Consider the following 26,581-nt stretch of genomic DNA (forward strand, 5'->3'; position numbering starts at 1 on the left):
GTTTTATAAGGATAATATTGAGAGAGGAGGGCGCCCGTCATGCAGGCGCCAAAAGGTTACAAATGTTTAATGGGGCGGGCCCGGGGTAACAACGTCAGGCCAGCCCGATCATCACGAGACCGGCAACCGCGAGCAACACCGACTGTCCGGCCTTGTCCAGCCGGAACAGGGCATAGAGGTAGGCGAACGGGGGAAGAATCAGGGTGCACAGGCCCCATGCATAGTCTTCTTTCCAGGATTGGATCAGCAGCAGCACCCAGCTGAGAAACAGCGTGGCGAGGCCGAAGGTGAGTAGTGATGCAGACGTGGCTTCCATGGTTCCTCCCAATAGGCACATGGCTCCGGTGGAGCGGGCTGCAGATTAGCAGAAGCGCGGGGCCGTGTCAGCGCGCAGGGTGCCTGGATCGCGCTGCCTGTGGCGGGATCTGGCGGATGACGTGTCGGGGGAATTTGGGTATCGTGTGGCGCTGTTTTTCGTGAGGATATTGCTTTGAGTGACCCCTTTGCGGACATCCGCCCGTACCGCGATGACGAGGTGCCCGAGGTTCTGGGTCGGTTGCTCGCAGACCGGGAAATGCTCGATGCAATTGCCAGGCTGAGCCTGGGCCGTTTGGCGCGGGCCCTGCCCGGGCTCGCGCGCCCCGCCGTGCGCTGGTACCTCGGCCGTCAGCTGCGCGGAGTGCGCGATGTGCACGGCATGCAGATGGTGATCAAGCACTACGTCGAGAAGGTCATCGACGACACCACCGCCGGGTTCAGTGTCTCGGGTCTGGAGCAGCTGGATGTGTCGCGCCCCTGGCTGTTCATGAGCAACCACCGCGACATTGTGATGGACCCGGCATTCACCAACTACGCCCTGCATCGCAGTGGCCACCAGACTGTGCGCATCGCCATCGGTGACAACCTGCTGACCAAGCCCTGGGTGTCCGACCTGATGCGACTGAACAAGAGCTTTATCGTCAAGCGCTCGGTGAGCAGTGGGCGGGCGCTGCTGGCCGCATCCCGGCATCTGTCCAGCTACATTCGCCTGTCTCTGCAGGAAGAGCGCTCACCGGTCTGGATTGCCCAGCGCGAGGGCCGGGCCAAAGACGGCATCGATCGCACCGAGCCCGCCGTCATCAAGATGCTCGCCATGAGCCGTGACAAGCAGACCGAAAGCTTCAGCGACCTGATCAACGCCCTCGGCATCGTTCCGGTCTCCATTGCCTACGAGCTGGATCCCTGCGATGGCATGAAGGCGCGTGAAATGCACCTGCGCAGCACGACGGGAACCTACGCCAAGGCTGAACAGGAGGATGTCGCCTCGATCGCGCGCGGCATTTCCGGCCAGAAGGGCCGGGTGCATGTGGCGTTTGGCACGCCGCTGGCGGGCGAGTTCGATGGCCCGGACGCTGTCGCTGCGGAAATCGATCGACAGATCATCTCGCTCTACTGCCTGCACCCCACCAACTTGCAGGCCTGGGAGATGCTGCACGGGCCAGGCGCGGCCGTGCCCGAAACGCTGACCCGCGAGGCGGGGAGCTGTTCGGACGCGCAGTTTCGTGCCCGGATTGAAAGCCTGCCCGAAGAGCAGCGCAGTTTTGCGCTGGCGACCTACGCCAATGCGGTGGCCAGTAAACTGGCGTTGCGTGCGGCGGCGGAGCCCCAGGCCTCTTGCTGAACGAAGCGCTGAAGGACCAGATTCGCGAGGCCTACGCCGCCATCACGGCCGCCAAAGGGTTGAAGCCGCGCTGGGGACAGCGGCAGATGATCGCCGAAATCGCCAACGCCCTGGCCCGCATCAAACCGGAAACCGGCCGGGCAAGCCCGGATTCCCCGGCGGTGTGCGTGATCGAGGCGGGCACCGGAACGGGCAAGACCATTGCCTATGCGGTGACGGCGATCCCCCTGGCCCAGGCCCTGGGCAAGCGGCTGGTCGTGGCGACCGCAACGGTCGCCCTGCAAGAGCAGTTCGTCAACAAGGATCTCCCGGATATTCGCGAACACAGTGGCCTGGAGTTCAGCTATACCCTGGCCAAGGGGCGTCGTCGGTATGTATGCCTGTCCAGGCTGGACCACCATCTCGGCGGCAGCGGCGCGGGGGACGTACTGCCGCTGTACCCGGACGAATTCCAGGCGCCAGACAACGCCGAGGCGCTGCCCGTGTACAGCGCCATGCTGGAGGCCCTGGGCCGCGGGGACTGGGACGGCGACCGGGACAATTGGCCGGGACAGATACCCGACGCCATCTGGTTCGGTGCCACCACTGACCACAGCCAGTGCAGCGGCCGCCGCTGCCCCAACATCAGCCAGTGCAGTTTTTTTCGCGCGCGGGACGCTCTCCAGTACGCCGACGTGGTCGTGGCCAACCACGACCTGGTGCTCGCTGACCTGGCGCTTGGCGGCGGTGCCATCCTGTCGCCGCCGGAAGACAGCATTTATGTGTTTGACGAGGGCCACCACCTGCCGGACAAGGCGCTGGGGCACTTCTCCAGTTTCTGTCGCCTGCACACGACCGGCCAGTGGTTGCAGGACAATCGCAAGCTGCTGCTGCAGGCGGCTTCGGCACTGGCGCCGCTGACTGACCTGGCGCGACCGCTGGCTGCGCTGCCGGGGCTGATGGAGGAGGCCCAGGGCGCGCTGCAGGTGGCGGAGCAGGCGGTGGCCGCCCTGTTTGCAGAGCGTGTGCCCGGGAGCGGGCGCAGTGACGAGCAGCAGCTGCGCTTCGCCCATGGCCGGGTGCCCGCGCAATTGCAGCCGCTGGCTGCAGGCCTGGCCAACCAGTTCCAGCAGATCAGCACCGCTCTGGCGAAGATTGAGGCCCGTCTGTCGGAGGCGTTGGAAGAGGAAGACTGCGGCCTGCACAAGAGCGATGTCGAGACCTGGCATCTGAGCCTGGGTGGTTTGCTGAGCCGCGCGGAGTCCACCCTGGCCTTGTGGCAGGCCTATGCCGTCAGTGGCGAGGGCGAGGTGCCGCCCATGGCGCGCTGGGTGACCTTGCTGGACGGGGGCGGGCAGGCCGGCTTTGACCTGCGCTGCAGCCCCATTCTCGCGGCGGATATTCTGCAGGAGTACCTGTGGTCACGCGCCGCCGGCGTCGTGGTCACCTCGGCGACCATCACCGCGCTGCGCTCCTTCGATCGCTTCAGGCTGCATTCCGGCGCTCCGGCCGAGGGCGTCTTCAAGGTCGTGGCCAGCCCCTTCGATTATTCCCGGGCCACCCTGCATGTGCCCGCCATGTCCTGCGACCCCGGTGACGCCGAGGCACACACCGCGGCGCTGATCGAGCAGCTGCCCGGATTGCTGGACCCCGCCGAGGCCAGCCTGGTGCTGTTTTCCTCGCGACGACAGATGCAGGATGTCCATGCGGGCGTCAGCGCGACCTTTGGCGACCTGCTGCTGATGCAGGGTGAAGGCAGCAAGCAGGAAATCCTGCGCCAGCATCGGGAAGCGGTCGATGCCGGACGCGGCAGCATCCTCTTTGGGCTGGCCAGCTTCGCCGAAGGTGTGGATCTTCCCGGCGCCTACTGTCGCCACGTGGTGATTGCGAAGATACCTTTCGCGGTACCCGATAGCCCTATCGAGGCGGCGCTGGCGGAATGGGTGGAAGCCCAGGGCCGCAACGCCTTTATGGAAATCAGCGTGCCGGATGCGGCGCTGCGGCTGGTGCAGGCCAGCGGCCGCCTGTTGCGCACGGAAAGCGACAGCGGTCGGGTCACGCTGATGGATCGGCGTTTGCTCACGCGGCGCTACGGTCAGGCAATACTGGATTCCCTGCCGCCGTTTACCCGGGAGCTGGGGCGTTAGCCCTCCGCCTCCCCGCCCAGCGGCGTATTGACGATCTCCAGCGTGGCCGGATGCTGCAGGCGGCGCTCCGGGGATATCGCATAAAACACATCGACGAATTCCCGGGTGCGGCCAATCACCGCAACGCCATACTGGGAGATCACATACGCTTCGATGATGGTCGGCGCGGCAAAGATGCCCAGCCCGGTCTGGCCGAAGGACTTCAGAAGCGCGCTGTCGTCAAATTCCGCCACGATTTCGGGGGTGATCCGGTGCTTTTCAAACCAGGCCTTGAGAAAGGAGCGGCTTCCCGCCTTGCGCCCCGGGGCCAGGAAGGGCTTGCCGCTCAGGCTCGCCGGGAACTGGCTGCGGCAGGTCTCGGCGAGCTCCGGGACGGCAAAGAAGGTAAAGCCGGACTCCAGAATGCGGTAGTTCCAGGCCTTGATGTGGCTGCCGGAGGGCAGGGGCTGGTCGGTGATGATGCAGTCGAGGCGGCTCACCGCCAGTTCCGCCAGCAGCGTCTCCTGGTCGCCCTCGTGGCACTGCAGGCGCAGGTTGTCGACGGCCTTCAGCGCCGGTTGTAGCAACCGGTTGGCGAGAATCTTGGGGATCGAATCGGTGATGCCGACGCGGAACGTCTCGGTATGGGCGCTCTCGTTCTGCAGCATCTGGCGGATTTCCCGCCCGAGCTGGAAAATTTCATCGGCGTGGGCATAAATCTGTCGGCCCTGTTCGGAGAGCCGCAGCCGCCTTCCCTCGCGGCGGAACAGCTTCACACCAAGCTGTTCCTCAAATGCCGCAATCTGCCCACTGATGGTTTGCGGGGTCAGATTCAGGCGCTTGCTGGCGCGCGTGATGCTGCCGTCAGTGGCAACATGGAAGAAATAGTACAGGTGGTTGTAGTTGAGGGGCGTCATCTCAGAAATAGTCGAATTGATTATTTATAAAAATCGAATATATCATGGCTGGCGTCTTGTGTAGGATTCGTGCGCTTTCTATCCCGCCGGCCCCCGCCACAAGGATTCATGTCCGGGTACAGAAGTGCCCACTGGCCGCAATGGCAGGACTCAAGGGGAAAGACTCACAATGAATGAACTCGTCGGTATTGTCATGGGCTCCCGCTCCGACTGGGAGACCATGCAAGGCGCCGCAGACACCCTGGCCGAGCTGGAGGTGCCCCACACCGTTGAAGTGGTGTCCGCGCATCGCACGCCGGACCGCCTGTTCAGTTACGCCGAGGCGGCTGAAGCCAGCGGTCTGCAGGTGATCATCGCTGGCGCCGGGGGTGCAGCGCACCTGCCGGGCATGCTGGCGGCGAAAACCCTGGTGCCGGTGTTGGGTGTGCCGGTGCAATCCCGTGCCCTCAACGGCATGGACTCGTTGCTTTCCATCGCGCAGATGCCGGCGGGCATTCCGGTCGGCACGCTGGCGATAGGCCGCGCAGGGGCCGTGAATGCAGCGCTGCTGGCCGCGGCGATGCTGGCCAATCAGGACAGCGCCCTGCGCGAGCGTCTGCGCGCCTACCGCGAGCGCCAGACCGCCAACGTGGCGGCGCACCCCGACCCCCGGATCCCTGCACCGTGAACATCGGTATCCTGGGTGCAGGCCAGCTGGCGCAGATGCTGGCGCTGGCGGGCTACCCGCTGGGGTTGCGCTGTACCTTCCTGGCGCCCGAGGAGATGCCCTGCGCCGCACCCCTGGGAGAACATCTTCGCGGTGGCTATGAAGATGCCGCTGCACTGGCGTCCTTTGCAGAGCGCATCGATGTGGCCACCGCGGAGTTCGAGCATATTGCGCCGGTTGCGCTCGATGCACTGGAACAGCGCGGACTGCTGGCCCCCTGCAGCCAGGCGATTCTCCTCTCCCAGGAGCGGCTGCAGGAAAAGTCCTTGTTCACGCGCCTGGGCCTGCCCACCGCGCGCTACGCTGCCATTGATTCCGAGGCGGACCTGGCCGCAGCGCTGGCCCAGACGGGCACTCCCGCGATCCTGAAAACCCGGCGCATGGGCTACGACGGCAAGGGCCAGGCGTCCGTGGCTGCGGCTGGGGATTTGCTGCCGGCCTGGGAAGCCCTGGGCCGCGTACCCTGCATCCTCGAAGCCCGCGTGCCTTTTGATCGCGAGCTCTCGGTGATTGCCGTGCGGGGTCGTGACGGTGAGTGCCGTACCTGGCCCCTCAGCGAAAACCGCCACGAGGACGGCATTCTGCGTGTCTCGCGCTCCCTCGCGAACGACCCCATGGAAGGCCCCGCCCGCGACTACTGTGAGCGCTTGCTCAACGCGCTGGATTACGTCGGTGTGCTGGCGCTGGAGCTGTTCCAGTGTGGCGACCAGCTGCTGGTGAACGAGTATGCACCGCGCGTCCACAACAGTGGCCACTGGACTATCGAGGGCGCGGTGACCTCCCAGTTCGAGAATCACCTGCGGGCCATTGCCGGCCTGCCCCTCGGGGTCACTGCCGCCGTAGCGCCCAGCGTGATGGTCAACGTTATCGGCGAGTGGCCCGCCGCACGGGATATTCTGGCGGTCGCCGGCGCGCACCTGCACGACTACGGCAAGTCGCCCGCGCCGGGCCGCAAACTGGGCCACATTACCCTGGTCGACCAGGACGCCACGGCGCTGCGCCAGCGTACCGCCGAGCTCCTGCGCCTGGTGGGCGTGGAGGGTACCGCGTAGCATGGATCCCGTTGTTCTCTTTTTCCTGCTGGGCGTCACCGCCGGGATCCTGCGTTCAGAGCTGCGGCTGCCGGTGCAGGTCTATGAACTGCTGAGTATCCTGCTGCTGCTCGCCATTGGCATGAAAGGCGGCATCGAACTGGCCCGACAGCCCTTTCTGGAGCTGCTGGGACAGATGGTTGCGGTGGTCGCCATGGGATTCATCCTGCCCCTGCTCAGCTTCCCCGTGCTGCTCCGGTTCGGTCGCCTGCCGCGGGCGGACGCGGCTTCTATCGCCGCGCACTACGGCTCGGTCAGCGTTGGCACCTTCGCGGTGGTCGTCGCCTATCTGGGTTCGCGGGACATCGATTTCGAAGCGTATATGCCGCTGTTTGTGGTGCTGCTGGAAATTCCCGCCATCCTGGTGGGCATTGTCCTCGCCAAGGGGCTGGTCGGCGGTGAGCGGCTGCGCGAGTCGGCACATGAGGTGCTGCTGGGCAAGAGCATCGTCCTGCTGGTGGGCGGCCTGCTGATCGGCTGGATTGCCGGCGCCGACGGCCTGGCCAAGCTCGCCCCGCTGTTCTTCGACCCCTTCCAGGGTCTGCTCGCCCTGTTCCTGCTGGAAATGGGCCTGGTGACCGCGAGCCAGATCGGCACCCTCCGGCGCTACGGCTTCTTCCTGCTGGCATTCGGTGTGCTGACCCCGGTGTTCTCGGCACTGATCGGCCTCGGGCTGGGCTGGCTGCTGGGCCTGTCCGTTGGCGGAGCGGTGGTGCTGGCTACCCTCGCGGCGAGTGCATCGTATATCGCCGTGCCCGCCGCGATGCGTATTTCGGTTCCCGAGGCCAACCCTGCGCTGTCGCTGGCGGCATCGCTGGGTGTGACGTTCCCGTTTAATGTACTGGTCGGCATTCCGCTGTACCATTGGCTGGCTGGCCAATTGTATGCACTGATCGGAGCCGCCTGACCATGGAACAACACCCGCGACGCCTGCTCACTATCGTGACCGAGTCCTCTATCGAGTCGCACCTGCTGCGGCATATCGAACGCTGGGGCGCGCACGGCTACACCATCACCGAGGCCCGTGGCAAAGGGGCCCGCGGTGTGCGCGAGGGTAACTGGGAGGCGAACCGCAACCTGCGCATTGAGGTGGTGTGTGATGACGCCACGGCGGATCGCATTGCCGCCGGCCTGCGCGAGCACTACTACGACAACTACGCGATGATCCTCTACACCTGCGATGTGGATGTGCTGCGCCCGGAGAAGTTCTAGCAGCGGCCGTGGAGTATCCGGGAGAGCCCATGCGCACGGAAGTCGCCGAAGTCCTGATTGATATCGAGGCCCAGCTGCGGCAACTGGCCCTCTGGGAGGCGGTGCCGCCACCGGCTTCTGCGCTGGCCTCCACAGAACCCTTCGCCGTCGACACGCTCACGCTGCCCCAGTGGCTGCAGTTCATTTTCCTGCCGACCCTGTATCGGATGCTCGAGCAGGGTGAGGCCCTGCCCGAGCGCTGCGCCATCACGCCCATGGCGGAGGAGTTTTTTCGCGGCTCATCGCTGGCCACGGCGGGCTTGCTGGAGACCCTCGCACGCGTGGATGCACTGCTGACCGTGGAGTAGGCGCGTCCCGCGCTGCTCTGTGGAGGTTGTCCAGATTCTGTCTGTCAGTGCAAGCACGCAGTGTTTGCTTTTGTAACAGCCTTGTTTATGCTCAGTTGCAGAGCGTTCCGGTCGTTCGCGTGGCACCCGCAGGTCAGGGTGACGGTGATGGCGGCAACGCATCCCGCCCCAGAACGGCAATGACCCCGGAGTTCGACACCATGACCGCACGCCTGAAACCCCCCCATCAGTCCTCCCTGCGCCCCGTGGCCAGGGCGCTGGCCGCCGGTTCGCTGCTCACCCTGCTGGCGGGCTGTGCGGCCCTGCAGGAAGCTACCGACGATCCCGTGGCGGCCCTGCCCAAGCCGCAGCGGGACCTCGCCTCGTTCGCCCTGCCGCCCGAGCAGCAGGCCTGTTTTGATCGCAGCAGCGAGACCTACACGCCGGTGGTCGATGCACACTTCCACCCCCGGCCCTTCGGTGGTCCGGCCATTCCCCCGCAGGAGCTGTTCGGCTACTTTGACCAGCTGGGTGTTCGCTTCGTCAACTATTTTGGCATCGGCCAGATTCTGGAGATGGACTCCGGGTGTACCTATTACCTGGACTGCCCCGGTGTGCGAGCGATGCCCAGCATCAAGAACGACTTCGTCAACGGCATGGAAGCTGTCGCCTACCCCAACGACAACCTGAATATCGTCCTGTCGATGACCTTCATGGATCTCGCGCATCCCGAGAACGTGGTGGAGACCATCGAGCTTTACGACCGGGAATACCCGGGCATGTTCGGCTGGGCCGGAGAGCTCAACGTGGTCAAGCAGGCGCTGCTGGGCAACCTGCACGAGCCGGCCACGCTCGAGTCCATTGATGCCTGGGCGCCGTTCATGGCGATCCTGCAGGAGCGCAATATCCCCGTAACGCTGCACTCGGACCTGGGCAACGATGCGAATCCGACGGAGTTCCTCTACCTGATGGACCATATCCTGGAAACCTACCCGGAGAACCCGATCGTGTGGGCGCACATGGGCTTGTCCAAGGAACTGACCACGATGGATCCCAACCGGCATGTGGCGCTGATGAAGGAGCGGCTGGACGCCTACCCGAACCTGATGCTGGATATTTCCTGGGACGTGCTGTTCAACGCCTACCACCAGTGGGGTGATATCTTCGTTGATTTCTTCAATGCCTACTCCAGCCGTATCCTCCCCGGCTCCGACTTCGTGGCGGCGGATGCCAAGGAGTATGCCAATTATGCGAAGGAGCTCGAGGTCACCAGCCGTGCCCTGCGCGCGCTCGACGACACGGCGTTCCGCAATATCGCGCTGGGTGAGAACTACTTTCGCCTGATGAAGCTCGATTACCACGCTCCCATGGTGTGCGCGGCGAGTGAGTAAGTTGTCAGCCGGTTGCGGGCCGCGCGCCCGCGCTGCCAGGGCCCTGTGCTGCGGTGCGCTGCTTGTTGCGGCACCGGGCCTGTCTGCGCAACCCGAACATGGGCGCCCGGACGATGAACCCAACCAGCAGAGTGGCGTGGTGCCGGTAATCGAGGAGCACCGTGAGCGCTCGTCGTTCCTGGAAGGCAGCAAGCTGGTGCTCCGTCCGCGCAGTTATCTGCTGGACCGAAACCGCGACTCCGGCAACGACAGTGTCGGCCTCGCCCTCGGCGGTGCGCTGGCCTACCAGTCTGGCTGGTGGCTGGACCGGCTGCGCTTTGCGGCGACGGGCTACACCTCGCAGAAGCTCTACGGGCCCAGCGACAAGGACGGTACCCTGCTGTTCAAGCCCGGCCAGGAATCGTTCTCCGTGCTGGGCGAGGCGAACGTGACGCTGCGCCTCGCGGAAGATACAGGCATCCGGCTCGGCCGCCAGCGCCTTGAGCTGCCCTACCTCGGCAGCCACGACATCCGCATGGTGCCGAATACCTTCGAGGCACTGGCCATCGGCAATGTGGCGGATACCGGCCTCGCCTATATGGCGGGCTACGTCGACCGCATCAAGCGCAAGAACGACGACGACTTCGTCAGCATGTCCGAGGCGGCCGGCGCGGTGGGGAGCGACGAGGGTCTCGGCTTTGCCGGCGCCCGCTACAAGACCGCCGCCGGGGCAAACCTCGGAGCGATCTACCAGCACTCCTTTGAAACCTTCAGCACCCTCTATGCCACGGCAGAGTATCCGTTCGTGCTGGATGACGACACGACGTTGAAGGCCTTCCTGCAATACACTGACCAGGGCAGCCACGGTGATGCCCTGATCGGTGACTTCGACACTTCCATGGTGTCAGCAAAGCTGGAGCTGCGGCGCGGGCTGTGGGCCTGGCGACTGGCGGCCAGCAGTACGGATGATGAAAAGGGTATACAGAAACCCTACGGCAACCCAGCCAACTACCTGTCGGTGATCGTTGACGATTTCGACCGCGCCGGTGAGGAGGCCTGGCTGGCGGGCCTGTCCTATGACTTCCAGCGTGTCGGCGCGGGCGACCTCAGCCTGTTTGCCAATGTGGTGTCGGGTGACACGCCAGACTCGGGGAGCAGCGCCAGCCCGGATGAAACCGAGTACGATCTGACGCTGGATTATCGCCTGCGCGAGCGCTGGGCAGAGGGCTTGTGGGTACGCGTACGTGGTGCCTACATCGACCAGGATGAAGACCTGGGCGGCGACGACTTTTTCGATTTCCGCATTATCCTGAATTACGAATTTGACCTGCTTTAGCAAGGACATGCCACTATGAATACACCGTTGTGGGGCGTTGCCCTGGCCTGTTCGCTCGGCCTCGCGGGGTTGGCCTCACCCGCATCGTCGGCCGGGGAATCGCAGCTGAGCGTCGAGGAAGAAATTCGACAGTTGCAGGCATTGCGCAACGAGCTGGAGCGCAAGACACGGGAGTTCGATCAGCGCATTGAGGCGTTGGAGGCGCGCCTGCAGGACACATCGGGTGAGGGCGCTGATGCAGCGCAGCAGTCGGTCACCGTAGTGCCGGCACTGGCATCCGTCCCCGAGGAAACGCCGGCAGTTGCGGATATCGCCAAGGAGACAGCGCCCGAGACCTGGGGCCGCTACGAACCCGGCAAGGGTTTTGTGCTGGCCCGCACCGACATGGGTGAGCTGGATTTCAGCGCGTTCACCTACGCGCGCTACCTCAACCAGAAGGGACTGGACAGTACCTACACCGATGCCTTCGGTCGCACCACTACGCTGGACTTACGCAACGACATCCAGTTCCAGAAGCTGACCATGAACTTCAAGGGCTGGTTGTTCGACCCGAAGTTCCGCTACCTGTTCTACACCTGGACGGCGAATACCAGCCAGGGAGACGGTGCCCAGGTGGTTGTCGCGGGTAATCTCGGTTATCAGTTTGACGAGGCGTTTTCGCTGTATGCCGGTATCGGTGCGCTGCCCTCCACGCGTTCGACCAACTACACCTTTCCCAACTGGTTGAAGAACGATCACCGCACCATCGCCGATGAGTTCTTCCGCGGCTCCTACACCACCGGCCTGTGGGCTTCCGGTGCGCTGTCACCCACCGTGGGTTACCGCGCAATGATCGGCAACAACCTGAGCCAGTTGGGCGTTAACGCCGTGCAGCTGGACAACGAGCTCAACACCTTCTCCGGCGCCCTTTGGTGGATGCCGACGACCGGTGAATACGGTCCCGGCCAGGGGTTCGGGGATTACGAGTACCACGAAGAGGTCGCGACGCTGTTTGGTGTGCACTTCACCCACAGCCGCGAGGATGCCCAGGGGCAGTCCGAGGTCGAGGGCTTCGAGAATTCCCAGATTCGCCTCTCGGATGGCACACGGATTTTCAGTGAGGATCCTTTCCTCACGGGGGGCAACGTGCGCAAGGCGACCTATGAAATGCTGGCCTTGAACGCGGGCTTCAAGTACCGAGGCCTGTCGCTGGAGGGCGAATACTACTACCGCAAGGTGGATGACTTCGTCGTGATTGGCGAGATACCGGTCACCGAGCTGGAAGACCAGGGTTTCCAGCTGCAGGGTTCAGCCATGCTGATTCCCAAAATGCTTCAGGGTTATGCGGCGTACTCCTACATTGACGGGGAATACGGTAACCCCTCGGACGTCAGCCTGGGCCTGAACTACTTCCCGATGTCGCGGCGTGAGCTGCGCCTGGGTGTGCAGGCCCTGCGCCTGAACGATTCCCCGGTCGGTTACAGCAGCGTGCCGATGGCCCTCGGTGGCAACGGCTGGGTATTCTCCACCGACGTTATCCTCGCGTTCTGATCCGTACCGGAAGTGGCCGTCGCCCGCGGCAGGCGACGGCCACCTCGAGTGCCGACGAGGCTAGACCCGCTCCACCACCGTGGTGATGCCCTGGCCCAGACCGATGCACATGGTGGACACGCCCAGCGTCAGGTCACGGTCCTGCATCACCGTCAGCAGTGAGCCGGTGATGCGTGTACCGGAGCAGCCGAAGGGGTGCCCGAGGGCGATGGCGCCGCCGTGCACGTTCACCTTGTCTTCCATGTCGTCCAGCAGGTCGAGATCCTTCAGTACCGGTAGCGCCTGTGCGGCAAAGGCCTCGTTCAGCTCGACCATCTCGATGTCCTTGATGGTCAAGCCGAGCTTTTTCAGGGCTTTCTGCGTGGAGGGTACCGGGCCATAGCCCATGATGGACGGGTCGACCCCGGCGAGGGTCATGGCGCGGATGCGTGCCACCGGCTCCAGGCCCAGCGCCTGCGCACGCTCGGCGGACATCACCAGCATGGCCGATGCACCATCGGAGATCTGCGACGAGGTGCCCGCGGTGACGGTGCCCCCCTGGGGGTTGAAGGCAGGCGGCAGGCTGGCCAGCCCCTCCAGCGTGGTTTCGGGACGGATGGTTTCATCCTGCTCGATCAGGGTCAGCGCGCCTGTGGCATCGTGCCCCTCAACGGGAATGATTTCCCGGGCAAACTTGCCCTCTACCGTGGCCTTGTGGGCCAGCTGGTGTGAGCGCAGGCCGAGCTTGTCCTGGGCCTCGCGCCCGATGCCGTGCATCATGGCCAGGTATTCGGCGGTCATGCCCATCATGCCCGCCGCCTTGGCCACGTTCAGGCCCAGCTTCGGGTTGATGTCCACATCGTCCATCATGGGCAGGTGACCGAGGTGTTCCACCCCCCCCACCAGGTACACATCGCCAATGCCGGCCATGATGTTGGCCGCAGCCGTGTGCAGGGCCGACATGGAAGAGCCGCAGAGCCGGTTGACGGTCTGTGCGGGGATGGTGAACGGCAGTTGCGCACGCAGGACGATATTGCGTGCCAGGTTCATGCCCTGTTCGCCACGCTGCAGCACGCAGCCCCAGATCAGGTCGTCGATTTCGGTGACGTCCAGCTTGGGGTTGCGGGCCAGCAGGCCGCGAATAACAGCGACAGACAGGTCATCCGCGCGCACGTTGCGGAAGCAGCCATTCTTGGAGCGGCCCATGGCGCTGCGGGCGAAGTCGACGATAACGGCGTCTCTTGGATTCAGACTCACGATAATTCTCCTGTTTTCACCCGGGGCTCAATAGTAGGTTTTGCCATCGGCCAGCATGGCCTGCATGCCGTCGGTGAGTTCGTAGGACTTGCCCAGATGGGCAAATTGCTTCGAGGCTTCGGCGATGAAGGCAAGGCCCACCGTATCCATCCAGCGGAAGATGCCGCCGCGGAAGGGAGGGAAGCCCAGGCCGTACAGCAGCGCGAGGTCCGCCTCTGCGGGCGTGCCGACGATGCCTTCCTCCAGGCAGCGCGCCATCTCCGTGGCCATGGGCAGCATCATGCGCGCCACAATGTCTTCGCGTGAGAATTCAGTGCGCTCGCCTTCCACAGGCGCGATCAGGCGATAGACCTCCTCGCTGGCGGTCTTTTTCGGTTTGCCGCGCTTGTCCGGCACATAGTCATAAAAGCCCTTGCCGTTCTTCTGGCCGAAACGTTCGTTCTCGAACATCACTTCGGTGGCGGTTTTGAAGTCCAGCTGCATGCGGTCGGGGAAACCTTCTGCCATCACTGCCGCAGCGTGCACGCCGGTATCGATGCCGACGACATCCATCAGGTAGGCGGGCCCCATGGGCCAGCCCCAGCGCTCCATGACCTTGTCCACGGCCTGGAAGTCGGCGCCGTCGCGCACCAGCTTGGAGAAGCCATCGAAATAGGGGAACAGCACCCGGTTGACGAGGAAGCCGGGACAATCCTTCACCACGACGGCTTTCTTGCCCATCTTGTTGGCGTAGGCAACGGTGCGGGCGACCGCCCGGTCCGAGGTTTTCTCGCCGCGAATCACCTCCACCAGTGGCATGGCGTGTACCGGATTGAAGAAGTGCATGCCGCAGAAGTTCTCGGGCCGCTGTAGCGCTTCTGCGAGGTGGGTAATGGAAATGGTCGAGGTGTTGGACGCCAGAATGGTGTCTTCGCCGATCTGTTTTTCGGTCTCGGCCAGCACGGCGTGTTTTACCTTGGCATTCTCCACCACCGCCTCCACCACGATGTCGACCGCGTCGAAACCGGTGTAGGTCAGCGTGGGGTCGATGCTGTTGAGCACGTCGCCCATCTGCGCCGGCGTCATCTGTCCACGCTCCACGCGCTTGGACAGCAGCTTGTTGGCTTCCGACAGGCCCAGATCGAGGCCGGCCTGATTGATGTCCTTCATCAGGATGGGGACACCGCGGTAGGCGGACTGGTAGGCAATGCCGCCGCCCATGATGCCGGCACCCAGTACCGCGGCACGCTGCACTTTGCGGTCGGCCTGTTTTTCCCAGTCGCGGGCTTTCTTGCCCAGCAGCTGGTCAGAGAGGAATACGCCCACCAGCGCGGCGGCTACCGGTGTCACGGCGAGCTCGGCAAAGCCTTCGGCCTCGACCTTCAGTGCGTCTTCCAGGCCCATACCGCGGGCTTTTTCGATCACATCAACGGCCTTGACCGGCGCCGGGTAATTCTTGCCCGCCTGCTGCTGCACCAGGGATTTCATGGTGAAGAAGGCCATCATGGCCTCGGTGTCGTTGAGTGGCAGTGGGCTGCTTTTCGCCTGTCGGCGACCGGCATAGTCCAGCTTGCCGGCGATGGCGTGGTTCAGCGTGGACAGTGCCACCGCACGCAGTTCCTCGGGTGCGGCGACCGCATCGACGGCGCCCGCCTTCAGCGCCTTGTCCGCGCGCTGTTCAGTCGCGCCGGCAATCCAGGTGGCCGCTTCGTCGACGCCGATGATGCGCGGCAGGCGCACGGTGCCACCCCAGCCGGGCAGGATACCCAGTTTGGTTTCCGGCAGGCCGACCTTGGCGGCCGTGCTCATGACCCGGAAGTCGCAGGCCAGGCAGATTTCGAAGCCGCCCCCCAGCGCAAACCCGTTGATGGCCACACAGCTTGGGAAGGGCAGGTTCTGCAGGCGGTTCAAATTGGCGTTGTTGGCCGCCGTGAAGCCCTTGATCTCCTCGGAGCCGGCACCGAAGATGCCGGTGAATTCGGTGATGTCGGCGCCGACAATGAACACGGGTTTGCCGCTGGTCACCAGCAGGCCTCGCAGGCCGCTCTGCGCTTCCAGCGCGTCAAGCGCTTCGGTCAGGCTGTTGACGGTGGTCTGGTCGAATTTGTTGACAGACTCGCCCTTCAGGTCGAAATGCAGCTCGGCGATGTCGCCGTCAAGGCGGGTCACGGTGAGCGCGTCACTCTGGTAGATCATGTCGCTGTCCTGTGTGGGATGAACGGGGCTGGCTGGGCCTTTCCGGCGCCGGGCCAGAGTCGAAGCGAGGCGCCATTGTAGCGGTGAAAGCCGCAGGCGTGAACCGCAATGTTAACGCTGATAACACTGAAAAGCCATCGCCTCTCGCGCCCCCGCAGGGGCCGCTTGCCGGGCATCCCGCGGCGCTACAACGGCCAGATGATGAGCAGCAGCGGCAGGCTGACGGCGACCACCAGGGCTTCCAGCGGTAGCCCCAGGCGCCAGTAGTCGCCGAAATGAAAGCCGCCCGGACCCAGAATCAAGGTGTTGTTCTGGTGGCCAATGGGCGTGAGAAAGGCGCAGGAGGCGCCGATGGCGACAGCCATCAGGAAGCTGTCGGGGTTGACCCCGAGGGCAGCCGCGGTGCCCAGCGCAATCGGGCACATCACGGCGGCGGTGGCCGCATTGTTCATCAGGTCGGAGAGGAACATGGTGGTCACCAGTATGATCCCCAGCACCAGTATGGCGTTGCCCTGGGCCACCGACGTAAGCAGGAAGCGCGCGATCAGGTCTGCTGTGCCGGTCGAGGCCATGGCGCCCGCAACCGGTATGAGGGCCGCCAGCAGCACAATCACGGGCCAGTCGATGGCACTGTAGACCGAGCGCGGTGGCACGGTGCGCAGCGCCATGGAGGCGAGTACACCGAGGGCGAAAGAGATGGCCGCGGGCAGCAGCCCGAAGGCTGCGCCGCCCACGGCGAGCGTCATGATGACCGCTGCCATGATTGCCCTGCGCGGGCTGGGGATGCGCAGGTCACGCTTGGCCAGTGGCACGCAGCCGAAGTCACTGGCGAATTCCGATGTGGCGTTCAGCGGACCCTGGATCAACAGCAGGTCGCCCGGGCGCAGGGGCAGGGCGCGCAACCGACTCCGCGAGCGGTGGCCTTCGCGGGATACCGCCAGCAGGTTGAGGCCGTACCGCGTGCGCAACTGTATGTCGCTGGCAGAGCGCCCGACGGCTGCGGCGGCCGGCATGACGGCGAGTTCCGTCAGTACAATCTCCTCCCGCCTGTCCCCTTGCTCGCCCTCGTGCTCAACGTCCTCCTGCGCCTCGCTGCTGGGTGCGGCGGCTTCCGGCCCGCCGCTGTCACCGGTTGTGGACTCTGTGGCTGCCGGTTTCACCGATTCCTCGAGCTTCAGGTCCAACCGCGCCAGTACCTCCCCCAGGGTGTCGGCGTTGGTTTCCAGCACCAGAATGTCATTCCCGCGGATTTGCCGGCCGCCGTAGGGGGTGTGCAGGCGCACCTCATTGCGAACCAGACCGACCACCTGGGCGCCGGCATCGTCGAGCTCCGCTTCCACCTGCCGCAGGCTCATGCCCACTGCCTTGCTGCTTTCCGGTACACGCGCCTCCGTGAGGTAGGCCCCGGTGTCGAAATCGCCCGCGGCCTGGTGCTTGCGTGCCGGTACCAGACGCCAGCCCAGCAGCACGATAAACGCCAACCCGCAGAGGGCGACCGCCAACCCCACGGGTGTGAAGTCGAACATGGCAAAGGCGTTGCCGCCGGCCTCGGCGCGAAAACCGGAGACGATCAGGTTGGGTGGTGTGCCAATCATGGTGGTCATGCCGCCGAGTATGGTGCCGAACGCCAGCGGCATCAGTGTTTGCCCCGGTGGCAGGTTGTGGCGGCGGGCCATCTGCAGGGCGACGGGCATCAGCAGTGCCATGGCGCCCACGTTGTTCATGAACCCGGAAAGCAGCGCACCCAACCCGACCAGTGCTGCCAGGCTGGCCAGGGGCCCGGCACTGGCGGGCAGTGCGCGCCGGGCGATGACGTCCACTGCTCCCGTGGCCTGCAGACCGCGGCTCAGCACCAGCACGCAGGCTACGGTGATGACAGCGGGGTGACCGAAGCCGCTGAATGCCGCATCCGGCGTTACCAGGCCGGCGAGCACACAGGCCAGCAGGCTGCCCAGGGCGACCATGTCATGACGCCAGCGGCCCCAGAGGAACATGCCCACCGAGGTCAGCAGTATCAGCAGTATCAGGCCCTGGTCGACGCTCATCGCGAGGCGTGGCTCATCCGCCGGGTTGCCGGGGAGGCAGGCGGTCGACGGCCTGCGCCACGACGGCGGCCAGGGCCTCGCCCTGTTCCTCCTGCAGAAAGTGTCCGGCACCGGCAATTACCGGGTGCTCGACGCCGCGGGCGCCGGGCACTCGCTGCTGGAATACCGGGGCCCAGGCGGCGGTCGCCGGGTCGCTGTCGCTGAAAGCGGTGATGAAGGGCTGCTGCCACTGGCTGAGGAAAGCCCAGGTCTGGCGATTCTCAGGCGCGCCGGCCATCTCGGCGTGAGTGGGTATCAGGCTGGGGAACACCAGTGCACCGGCTTTGTAGCGCGGGTCGGGAAACGGCGCATCATAGGCCGCCAGCACGTCCGGGCTGAGTGGGGTACAGGAGACGGCGGCTATCACTCCGGACACATCGAGGTCATCGGCGTCCCGGGTGGCTGCAACCCATTGCTCTACGATCTCGCCCGGCCAGGGTGCGACCCCGTTGGGGGGTGGCTCACAGCCGGGTAGCAGGGTGTTCGCGGCCACCACCGCGCAGAAACGCTCTGGCATTTGCGCCAGCAGGGACAGCCCGATAGGGCCTCCCCAGTCCTGGCAGACCAATACCGCGCCGGTGATATCCAGCGCACACAACAGCTCACCAACCTGTGCGACGTGGCCGGCATAGCTGTAGGCACTGCGTGCCGTCGGTTTGTCGGAGCGCCCAAAGCCAATCAGGTCCGGGGCAATACAGCGCAGCCCACGGCTGCTGAGTGCGTGGATCATGTGCCGGTAGAGAAAGCACCAGCTGGGCTCCCCATGCAGCAGGAGCACGACGCGTCCGTCGCGCGGGCCCACATCCAGGTAGTGCATGCGCAGTTGCCCGTGGTGCTGATCAGACACCATCCGGTAATTCGGTGCCCAGGGAAAGCCGGGGAGATGGTCGAAACGGTGATCGGGCGTGCGTAGAACGTCAGTCATGGCAGCGTTGGATCCTGTGTGAGCGCCCGGCAATGGCCCGGGTCGTTGCTGACCTGCGCGCGCTGGCGCGCGATGTCCGCCGCGGTTTGCCTTACGGCCTCCGCAACGGCGGGAGAGAGCGCCGGGGTTGCCTGCTGTGCCGGGGCGATCAGCCTTTCTGCGCTGACCGGGCAGCCCGCCTGCACCAGGAGGTCGGCAAAATTGTTGCGCGCCGGCATATGCTGTGGCGCTTGCATCAGCAGTGTGTGGTAGAGCTGCGCAGCGCGTTTGGTGTCTGCGTTCGCGCGGCGGGCATTGGCCGCCGCGAACAGCAGGTTCGGATTGTCGGGCCAGCGTGCCAGTGCCGCGTCCCAGGTGGCCGCGACCAGCGCCGGCTCGAGCAGCGCCTCCTGCCCGGCAAGTTCACCTGCCAGGTCGTCGGCGGGGCCGCTGGCCGGAATCTCCCCGGGACGGGGAATGACCAGGCCCCAGTATTCGGCATGGGCCCAACTGGCGATGAACCGGCTCCAGCGCTCCAGCCGGCGCTGTTCGGTTCCCGAGCGCAGCAAAACACGTTGGGTGTCGGGCTGGTAGCCGACGACCACCGCGTAGTGCCAGCGCGGCAGCCATGCCCGCCCAAGATTCTGTAGCACCAGTACCGGGTTGCCGGCCTCGAGCTCCTCGAACAGAGCCTCGGCCCCTCCCCGCAGGATGAAGGGGATACGCCCGGAACGGCGCGTAGCGGCCAGCAGTTCCACTTGCAGGCTACCCTCGCGGCCGGGCAGATAGACCTGCGGGACCAGGGCTTCCGGGGTGATGGCCACACCGCTGTGCACCAGCAGGGTGGCCAGTGCAGCCGGACCGCACTGATACGTTTCCTGGGGAAAGAACGGCACCGTGGTGAGTTCGCTCGCAGCCTCGTCTGGCGGTTGGGTGGTGATCGTGGCGCAGGCGCTGAGCAGGGTTGCCAGCGCGAGCGCCGCACCGCGAATCAAAGCTTGCTGAAGACGTTGGTGACCCCGATCAGTTCCAATACCAGCAGCACCAGGAAGAGGGCACCGAGCACGCCCAGCGCACCGCTGCCGGCGGGCAGCGCGTCCAGCTGCTGCGCCAGCTGCTGCAATTCGGCATCGGACAGGGCGTTGATGCGCGCAAGGGTGTCTGCGGGGCTCACGCCCATCTCCAGCATATGCTGTTGAACGGTGTCGCTGGCCAGCGTGGCGCTGATCTGCGCCAGCTGCTCGCTCCGGCTCTGGTCGGCCAGGTGTTCTGCCGTACCGATGATGGCGGCCTGCGCCGTTCCCACCGTGCTTGCCACCAGAAACGCGGTAATCTGCAACAGTACAAGCAATCGTGAAGTCAGCATGTCGTATCCTTAGCGGGATGAATTCCGCTCTGAGTATAGGCAAAAACCGCCGCCCGGGTAAGGAGAGTGTGTGCTTCCCTCTGCGGGGCGACTTCAGGGTCCGCCGCGGCAGACCCGGCGTGAGCAAGCGTTTATACTCGAGGGGCGAGGCTTACAGGAGACCAGTGAATTGACGAGAATGCCAGAAGGGCAGCCTGCAGCGGGCAAGCCACAGGTGCCCATACGCGATGCGGCCACCGTGATTCTGGTGCGTGATCGCCTGTCACAGCCGCGGGTTTTGATGGGCAAGCGAGGCTCCCGCGCCGTTTTCATGCCAAGCAAATTCGTGTTCCCGGGCGGTGCCGTGGACCCCGCCGATGCCCGTGTGCCCATGGCGGGCCGGGTGGGGCCGGTGTGCGCACGCCGGTTGGCCGAGGCTGCACCGCCGGAGCGGGTGCACGCCCTGCAGGCTGCTGCCGTGCGGGAAGTGTGGGAGGAATCCGGCCTGCTGCTGGGCGCGCCCGGTGACTGGCAGGGCACAGTGCCCCCGGACTGGGCCGACTTCAGTGCCAGGGCGCATCTGCCCTGTGCCGGCAACTTCCGTTACGTGTTTCGGGCAATTACCCCGCCGGGCGCGCCCCGGCGGTTTGATGCCCGTTTTTTTCTGGTTGATGCCAGCGCCGTTGTAGGTGACCCGGACGATTTTTCACGCGCCTCTGACGAGTTGTCAGAATTACAGTGGATCGACCTGGAGCAGGCCTGCAGCCTGGACCTGCCGCTGATTACCGAGGTGGTGCTGGGTGAAGTGGCCGATATCGTCACCCTGGAAGGGCCCCCGGAGTGCGTGCCCTGTTTCCGCCACGATGACGAGCAGCTGGAGATCCTGCGCCGGCGCGCCATGCGTTAGGGCGTCTGGCGAGTGGCTGCCCGATGCCGCCTGACGTCAGTGCAGCACCCGATCCGGGCGCATCTCGGCCTGCAACTCGCCCTGCTTGGCCGTTGACTGCTGTTGTACGTATTTGCGCAGCCGGGTCACGACACTGCTCATCACATCAATGGTCTGGCTGATCTGATCCAGTGCCATGAGGACTTTTTCGCTGTCGCGCTGTGCTTCGTCTTGCTGGTCCATTGGCAGTCCTCGGGTACAGGGGCGAGTCGCAGGCGGGCCGCCCCCGGGGTGATCAATCCCAGTTCAGCGCGCCGCCGGTCTGGTACTCGATCACACGGGTTTCAAAGAAGTTCTTCTCTTTGCGCAGGTCCATGATTTCACTCATCCACGGGAAGGGATTCTGCACCCCCGGGAACTGCTCTGGCAGGCCAAGCTGCGAGAGGCGCCGGTTGGCGATAAAGTGCAGGTACTCTTCCATCATGGCCGCGTTCATGCCCAGCACGCCGCGCGGCATGGTGTCCCGCGCGTATTCGATTTCCAGCTGCGTGCCTTCCAGGATCATCTGCATCACTTCCTGCTGGAAGGCTTCGGTCCACAGATGGGGGTTCTCGAGCTTGATCTGGTTGATCACGTCAATGCCGAAGTTCAGGTGCATGGACTCGTCGCGCAGGATGTACTGGAACTGCTCCGCCACGCCGGTCATCTTGTTGCGCCGGCCCATCGACAGGATCTGGGTGAAACCGCAGTAGAAGAAGATGCCTTCAGTGACGGCGTAGAACCCGATCAGGTTGCGCAACAGGGTCTGGTCGTTCTCCACGGTGCCGGTCTTGAAACTGGGGTCCGACAGGTGATGTGTGTGACTGAGGCTCCAGGTGGCTTTCTTGGCCACGGAGGGGACCTCGCGGTACATGTTGAACACCTCGCCCTCGTCCATGCCCAGTGACTCGATGCAGTACTGGTAGGCGTGGGTATGGATCGCTTCCTCAAAGGCCTGGCGCAGCAGGTACTGACGGCACTCCGGGTTGGTGATCAGTCGGTAGATGCCGAGCACCAGGTTATTGGCGACCAGCGAATCGGCCGTGGAGAAGTAGCCGAGGCTGCGTTTGACGATGCGACGCTCGTCTTCGGACAGACCGTCGGCGCTCTTCCAGGTGGAGACATCCGCCGTCATGTTGATCTCTTGGGGCATCCAGTGGTTGGCGCAGCCGTCGATGTACTTCTGCCAGGCCCAGTCGTACTTGAAGGGCACCAGCTGGTTGAGGTCCGCTCGGCAGTTGATCATGGCCTTCTCATCGACTGACACCCGCGCTGCACCCATCTCAAGCTCTTCCAGCCCGGGTGCGACGTCCAGCGCCTCCACGGCGCGCGCGGCGGCGGCCACGTTGGCCGCGGCCGTCGGCGCCACGACAGGTGCCGTGTCCTCCACAGCGGCGACGGGCGTGGCCTCCAGCGCCGGCGGCGGTGGTGGTGCCTTGGCCGGTGCCGGTGCAGTTTGCGTCTCGTCCTGGTGGTAGTCGTCCCAACTCAGCATGTACTGTTGTCCTTTTGCCGTCTCTGTTGTTTCAGGATATCTGCGGGCCCTGCCTACTGGCAGGCTTCACAGTCCGGGTCGTCCAGGGAGCACGCCGTGGGCACCGCGGCGGGTGCCGCCTGCACGGTCTGGCTGCCGGAGGACACCTTGTTCAGGTTGCCGGTGCTGATGGTGGACTTCTCGGTCCCCGTGGCCGCCAGCGAACGCAGATAATAGGTGGTCTTCAGGCCGCTGTACCACGCCATGCGGTAAGTGACGTCGAGCTTCTTGCCACTGGCGTTGTTGATGTACAGGTTCAGCGACTGGGCCTGGTCGATCCACTTCTGGCGGCGGCTGGCCGCATCCACCAGCCAGCGAGGCTCCACCTCGAACGCGGTGGCGTAAATGGCTTTCAGGTCCGCCGGTACGCGATCGATGGCCTGCACGCTGCCGTCGTAGTACTTGAGGTCATTCACCATGACGCCATCCCAGAGTCCGCGTGCTTTCAGGTCGTTTACCAGGTAGGGATTGACCACGGTGAACTCGCCGGACAGGTTGGATTTGACGTACAGGTTCTGGTACGTGGGCTCAATGGATTGCGACACGCCGGTGATGTTGGCGATGGTCGCGGTGGGTGCGATGGCCATCACATTGGAGTTGCGCATGCCGCGCTCCTTCACCGCTGCACGCAGGCTGTCCCAGTCGAGGGATGTGCTGCGGTCGACCTGTATGTAATCGGCGCCGCGCTGTTCAATGAGGATATCCAGGGAGTCAATGGGGAAAATGCCCTGGCTCCAGAGCGAGCCCTCATAGCTGGAGTAGGCACCGCGCTCGGCCGCCAGCTCACTGGAGGCCTCGATGGCGTAGTAGCTGATGGCTTCCATGGACCGGTCGGCAAAGGTGACGGCCTGCTCGGAACCATAGGCGATATGCTGGCGGTAGAGTGCATCCTGGAAGCCCATCAGGCCCAGGCCCACCGGGCGGTGGCGAAGGTTGGAGCGTTCCGCCTGCGGCACCGAGTAGTAGTTGATGTCGATCACGTTGTCCAGCATGCGAACGGCGGTGCGCACCGTCCTGCGCAGCTTGTCGAGGTCGAGGCCGTTTTCGCCGACGTGCTGTGGCAGGTTGATGGAGCCGAGGTTGCACACGGCAATCTCGTCCTTGCTGGTGTTCAGCGTGATTTCCGTGCACAGGTTGGACGAGTGCACGACACCCACGTGTTGCTGCGGTGAGCGCAGGTTGCAAGGGTCTTTGAAGGTCATCCAGGGGTGGCCGGTTTCAAACAGCATGGCCAGCATCTTGCGCCACAGGTTCTGCGCGCGCAGGGTCTTGTGCAGTTTCAGTTTGCCGGCGCGCGCCTGCTCTTCATACCACGTGTAGCGCTCTTCGAAGGCGCGGCCATACAGGTCGTGCAGGTCTGGCACATCGTTGGGCGAGAACAGCGTCCACTCGCCATCGTCGAAGACCCGCTTCATGAACAGGTCGGGAATCCAGTTGGCGGAATTCATGTCGTGGGTGCGGCGGCGGTCGTCGCCGGTGTTCTTGCGCAGCTCGACGAACTCCTCGATGTCCAGGTGCCAGGTTTCCAGGTAGGCGCACACTGCGCCCTTGCGCTTGCCGCCCTGGTTGACCGCCACCGCCGTATCGTTCACCACTTTCAGGAACGGCACCACGCCCTGGCTTTTGCCGTTGGTGCCCTTGATGTAGGAGCCGAGTGCACGCACCGGCGTCCAGTCGTTGCCGAGCCCGCCGGCGAATTTGGACAGCATGGCGTTGTCCTGGATGGCGCCAAAGATGCCGTGCAGGTCATCCGGCACCGTGGTCAGGTAGCAGGAGGACAGCTGCGGCCGCAATGTGCCCGCATTGAACAGGGTCGGGGTGGAGCTCATGTAGTCGAAGGATGACAGCAACTGGTAGAACTCGATGGCCCGTGCCTCCCGGTCGGCCTCGGCAACGGCGAGTCCCATGGCAACGCGCATGAAGAACACCTGGGGCAGTTCGATACGCACATCGTTGCTGTGTATGAAGTAGCGGTCGTAGAGGGTTTGCAGGCCGAGATAGGTAAACTGCAGGTCGCGCTCCGGCAACAGGGCCTGACCGAGGCGCTCCAGATCGAACTGGGCAAGCTTCGGGTCCAGCAGTTCCAAGTCCACCCCGCGTTGAATGTAGGCGGGTAGTGCCCGGGCGTAGAGCTGGTTCATGTCGCCCTGGGTCGCAGACTGTGCAACGCCGAGGAAATTGAGGGCTTCGGCGCGCAGGTTGTCGCAGAGCAGGCGCGCGGCGACATACGTGTAGTTGGGCTCCTTCTCGATCATGGTGCGGGCAGTAATCACCAGGGACGTGGCCAGTTCCGCAGCGGTGACGCCGTCGTACAGGTTGCGCAGCGCCTCATCAATGATCTGTGTGCTGCTGACGTCGGTCAGGTTGCTGCAGGCCTCGGTGACCACCGTGTGCAGACGCTCCAGATCCAGCGGAGCACGGCTGCCGTCGGCCTGGATTACGGTGATATTCCCGGCCGCTTCCTGGGCCGCCGGCGACAGTGCCTTGCGCGCGGCCCGCTTGCGCGCCTGCTCTTCGCGGTAAATGACGTAGTCGCGCGCGATCTTGTGCTCTCCGGCCCGCATCAGCGCCAGTTCCACCTGATCCTGAATGTCCTCGATGTGCACGGTGCCGCCGGAGGGCATACGGCGGCGGAACGTGGCCGCCACCTGGTCAGTCAGCTTCGCCACGGTTTCGTGGATGCGGCTGGACGCCGCCGCAGTGCCGCCCTCAACGGCGAGAAAGGCCTTGGTGATGGCGACGGAGATCTTGCTCTCCTCGAACGACACCACCATGCCGTTGCGCTTGATGACGCGCAGCTGGCCCGGGGCGGTGGCCGCGATACTGGCAGGAACCGGGGTGGTCTCGGCACCGGTCTGGGTGCCGGTGGTGCTGGTGAGGGTGGTTTCGGTGTGCATAGCGTCTCCGTACGGCGCGGGGCGAGCAGCCTTATTTTGTTGTCGAGGCCCCACATGTTGGGGTATCCGGGGGGATAAAGCACAAGATAAAGCGACCCTGCCGTCATTGCAAGGCCGCAAGGCTGGGTTTATGTTGTGGATAAGTTGTGGGTGAAGCGGTAGGTCTGTACCCACTTACCCCGCAGGCCGCAATGAGCTTGAAGTTGTCCCTGCGCAGTGGGCGGCAGTGCGGTTCAGGGGCACTGGCAATTAAATTCTTCTAAGAATTTTAGCGTTTAGGCGCCCCGGTTATTAGGCCCCCTGCAGCAGAAACTCCAGCAGGGCCTTCTGGGCGTGCAGGCGGTTTTCCGCCTCGTCCCAGATCACCGTATCCGGCGCATCCATGAGCCCCGCGCTGATCTCCTCACCGCGATGGGCCGGCAGACAGTGCAGGTAGAGGGCATCGCTGGCGGCGTGCGCCATCAGGGCTTCGTTCACCTGGTAGGGTGCGAACTGGCGTGCGCGCGTCTGCTGTTCTTTTTCCTGGCCCATCGAGGCCCAGACATCCGTCACCACGAGGTCGGCGCCGCGCACTGCCGTAACCGGGTCATGACTGAGCTCCACCCGGTTGCGGTTGTCGCGCAGCAGGTCGGCGCGGGGTTCAAATCCGGGGGGGCAGGCGATGCGCAGTTTGAAATCGAACTGCCGGGCGGCGTTGATATAGGACTGGCACATATTGTTGCCGTCGCCGACCCAGGCCGCGGTCTTGCCCGCCATGGGGCCCCGGTGCTCCTGCCAGGTCTGCATGTCCGCCAGCAGCTGGCAGGGGTGGAAGTCGTCGGTGAGCGCATTGATCACCGGCACCGAGGAGTGGGCTGCAAAGCGTTCGACAATGTCGTGACCGAAGGTGCGGATCATCACCACATCCACCATGGAGGAGATGACCCGTGCGCTGTCCTCCACCGGTTCGCCGCGACCCAGCTGGGTATCCTGGGGCGAGAGGAACATGGCATGCCCGCCGAGCTGCGCCATACCGGCCTCGAAGGAGACGCGGGTGCGGGTCGAGGACTTGGCAAAGATCATCGCCAGCACCTTGCCCGGGAAGCGACGCTGGTCGGCGCCCGCGCGGTGCCCCTGTTTCAATTCGCTGGCGCGATTGATCAGTGACTGCAGCTCGTCGGGGCTGAAATCGAGCAGGGTGAGGAAGTGCCGGGGTGACGCCATGAGAGTTTCCTGCTAAAGCGCTGGT

At 64.5% G+C, this 26,581-nt stretch carries 23 protein-coding genes; 11 read left to right on the forward strand and 12 right to left on the reverse strand.

What is annotated here, in order from left to right; translation table 11 throughout:
• Positions 1-94: 94 nt before the first annotated feature.
• Entirely contained in the window at positions 95-316 is a 222-nt protein-coding gene (locus AACZ17_RS10230) for a hypothetical protein (protein WP_290742219.1), read from the reverse strand.
• Between the two features lie 174 nt (positions 317-490).
• Here AACZ17_RS10230 and AACZ17_RS10235 point away from each other — a divergent pair, with 174 nt between their 5' ends.
• Positions 491-1,660, forward strand: a complete 1,170-nt coding sequence (locus AACZ17_RS10235) for a 1-acyl-sn-glycerol-3-phosphate acyltransferase (protein ID WP_290742216.1) — start codon at positions 491-493, stop codon at positions 1,658-1,660.
• Positions 1,654-3,786, forward strand: a complete 2,133-nt coding sequence (gene dinG / locus AACZ17_RS10240) for an ATP-dependent DNA helicase DinG (RefSeq protein ID WP_290742214.1) — start codon at positions 1,654-1,656, stop codon at positions 3,784-3,786. The genes AACZ17_RS10235 and dinG overlap by 7 nt, the downstream gene beginning before the upstream one ends.
• Here dinG and nhaR read toward each other — a convergent pair.
• Positions 3,783-4,682, reverse strand: coding sequence for a transcriptional activator NhaR (gene nhaR / locus AACZ17_RS10245; protein ID WP_290742211.1), 900 nt, complete (start codon positions 4,680-4,682; stop codon positions 3,783-3,785). The genes dinG and nhaR overlap by 4 nt on opposite strands.
• Positions 4,683-4,851: 169 nt before the next feature.
• On the opposite strand from nhaR, the gene purE reads away from it, so the two are divergent.
• The 8 genes from purE (at position 4,852) to AACZ17_RS10285 (ending at position 12,253) form a co-directional block, all read left to right on the forward strand.
• On the forward strand, positions 4,852-5,349 hold the full coding sequence (purE, locus tag AACZ17_RS10250) for a 5-(carboxyamino)imidazole ribonucleotide mutase (protein WP_290742208.1): 498 nt from the start codon (positions 4,852-4,854) through the stop codon (positions 5,347-5,349).
• Positions 5,346-6,440, forward strand: a complete 1,095-nt coding sequence (locus tag AACZ17_RS10255; protein WP_290742205.1) for a 5-(carboxyamino)imidazole ribonucleotide synthase — start codon at positions 5,346-5,348, stop codon at positions 6,438-6,440. Before purE ends, AACZ17_RS10255 begins: the two co-directional genes overlap by 4 nt.
• Before the next feature lies 1 nt (position 6,441).
• The gene (locus AACZ17_RS10260; protein ID WP_290742203.1) at positions 6,442-7,386 is read left to right on the forward strand and encodes a sodium-dependent bicarbonate transport family permease; all 945 of its coding nucleotides are present in this window, start codon (positions 6,442-6,444) and stop codon (positions 7,384-7,386) included.
• 2 nt (positions 7,387-7,388) lie between these two features.
• Positions 7,389-7,691, forward strand: a complete 303-nt coding sequence (locus tag AACZ17_RS10265) for a transcriptional regulator (RefSeq protein WP_290742200.1) — start codon at positions 7,389-7,391, stop codon at positions 7,689-7,691.
• Positions 7,692-7,720: 29 nt separating this feature from the next.
• A complete protein-coding gene (locus AACZ17_RS10270) occupies positions 7,721-8,038 on the forward strand; it encodes a YqcC family protein (protein ID WP_290742197.1) in 318 nt (105 codons plus the stop codon).
• A 119-nt stretch (positions 8,039-8,157) separates the two neighbouring features.
• Positions 8,158-9,408: an amidohydrolase family protein gene (locus tag AACZ17_RS10275; RefSeq protein WP_290742193.1), complete on the forward strand. Its 1,251-nt coding sequence runs from the start codon at positions 8,158-8,160 to the stop codon at positions 9,406-9,408.
• Complete coding sequence (locus tag AACZ17_RS10280) at positions 9,401-10,723, forward strand: OprD family outer membrane porin (RefSeq protein ID WP_290742190.1); 1,323 nt, start codon at positions 9,401-9,403, stop codon at positions 10,721-10,723. Before AACZ17_RS10275 ends, AACZ17_RS10280 begins: the two co-directional genes overlap by 8 nt.
• A gap of 15 nt (positions 10,724-10,738) precedes the next feature.
• Positions 10,739-12,253 (forward strand): hypothetical protein, encoded by a 1,515-nt coding sequence (locus tag AACZ17_RS10285; RefSeq protein WP_290742187.1) that lies wholly within the window; start codon positions 10,739-10,741, stop codon positions 12,251-12,253.
• 60 nt (positions 12,254-12,313) lie between these two features.
• Here AACZ17_RS10285 and fadA read toward each other — a convergent pair whose 3' ends face one another.
• The 6 genes from fadA to AACZ17_RS10315 form a co-directional block, all read right to left on the reverse strand.
• Entirely contained in the window at positions 12,314-13,489 is a 1,176-nt protein-coding gene (gene fadA / locus AACZ17_RS10290) for an acetyl-CoA C-acyltransferase FadA (protein ID WP_339638245.1), read from the reverse strand.
• Positions 13,490-13,516: 27 nt separating this feature from the next.
• A complete protein-coding gene (gene fadB, locus AACZ17_RS10295; RefSeq protein ID WP_290742181.1) occupies positions 13,517-15,664 on the reverse strand; it encodes a fatty acid oxidation complex subunit alpha FadB in 2,148 nt (715 codons plus the stop codon).
• A 185-nt stretch (positions 15,665-15,849) separates the two neighbouring features.
• Positions 15,850-17,709, reverse strand: coding sequence for an SLC13 family permease (locus tag AACZ17_RS10300; RefSeq protein WP_290742178.1), 1,860 nt, complete (start codon positions 17,707-17,709; stop codon positions 15,850-15,852).
• Positions 17,710-17,722: 13 nt separating this feature from the next.
• Complete coding sequence (locus AACZ17_RS10305) at positions 17,723-18,673, reverse strand: haloalkane dehalogenase (protein ID WP_290742175.1); 951 nt, start codon at positions 18,671-18,673, stop codon at positions 17,723-17,725.
• Positions 18,670-19,647: a PA2778 family cysteine peptidase gene (locus AACZ17_RS10310; protein ID WP_290742172.1), complete on the reverse strand. Its 978-nt coding sequence runs from the start codon at positions 19,645-19,647 to the stop codon at positions 18,670-18,672. Before AACZ17_RS10310 ends, AACZ17_RS10305 begins: the two co-directional genes overlap by 4 nt.
• Positions 19,644-20,018, reverse strand: a complete 375-nt coding sequence (locus AACZ17_RS10315) for a PA2779 family protein (RefSeq protein WP_290742169.1) — start codon at positions 20,016-20,018, stop codon at positions 19,644-19,646. The genes AACZ17_RS10310 and AACZ17_RS10315 overlap by 4 nt, the downstream gene beginning before the upstream one ends.
• A 169-nt stretch (positions 20,019-20,187) precedes the next feature.
• Between AACZ17_RS10315 and AACZ17_RS10320 the strand changes: the two genes are divergently transcribed.
• The gene (locus AACZ17_RS10320; RefSeq protein WP_339638246.1) at positions 20,188-20,904 is read left to right on the forward strand and encodes an NUDIX hydrolase; all 717 of its coding nucleotides are present in this window, start codon (positions 20,188-20,190) and stop codon (positions 20,902-20,904) included.
• A 36-nt stretch (positions 20,905-20,940) separates the two neighbouring features.
• Here the strand turns inward: AACZ17_RS10320 and AACZ17_RS10325 are convergent, their stop codons facing one another.
• The 4 genes from AACZ17_RS10325 to argF form a co-directional block, all read right to left on the reverse strand.
• On the reverse strand, positions 20,941-21,126 hold the full coding sequence (locus AACZ17_RS10325) for a hypothetical protein (protein WP_290742166.1): 186 nt from the start codon (positions 21,124-21,126) through the stop codon (positions 20,941-20,943).
• Positions 21,127-21,178: 52 nt separating this feature from the next.
• Positions 21,179-22,417 carry a ribonucleotide-diphosphate reductase subunit beta gene (locus tag AACZ17_RS10330; protein ID WP_290742163.1) on the reverse strand — a complete coding sequence of 413 codons (1,239 nt, stop codon included), beginning with the start codon at positions 22,415-22,417 and terminating at the stop codon, positions 21,179-21,181.
• A 53-nt stretch (positions 22,418-22,470) separates the two neighbouring features.
• Positions 22,471-25,353, reverse strand: coding sequence for a ribonucleoside-diphosphate reductase subunit alpha (locus AACZ17_RS10335; RefSeq protein ID WP_290742160.1), 2,883 nt, complete (start codon positions 25,351-25,353; stop codon positions 22,471-22,473).
• Between the two features lie 291 nt (positions 25,354-25,644).
• A complete protein-coding gene (gene argF, locus AACZ17_RS10340) occupies positions 25,645-26,556 on the reverse strand; it encodes an ornithine carbamoyltransferase (RefSeq protein WP_290742157.1) in 912 nt (303 codons plus the stop codon).
• Positions 26,557-26,581: the final 25 nt, after the last annotated feature.

This window comes from uncultured Haliea sp. (genome assembly GCF_963973825.1).
In the GTDB taxonomy this organism is placed as follows: Bacteria; Pseudomonadota; Gammaproteobacteria; order Pseudomonadales; family Halieaceae; genus Haliea.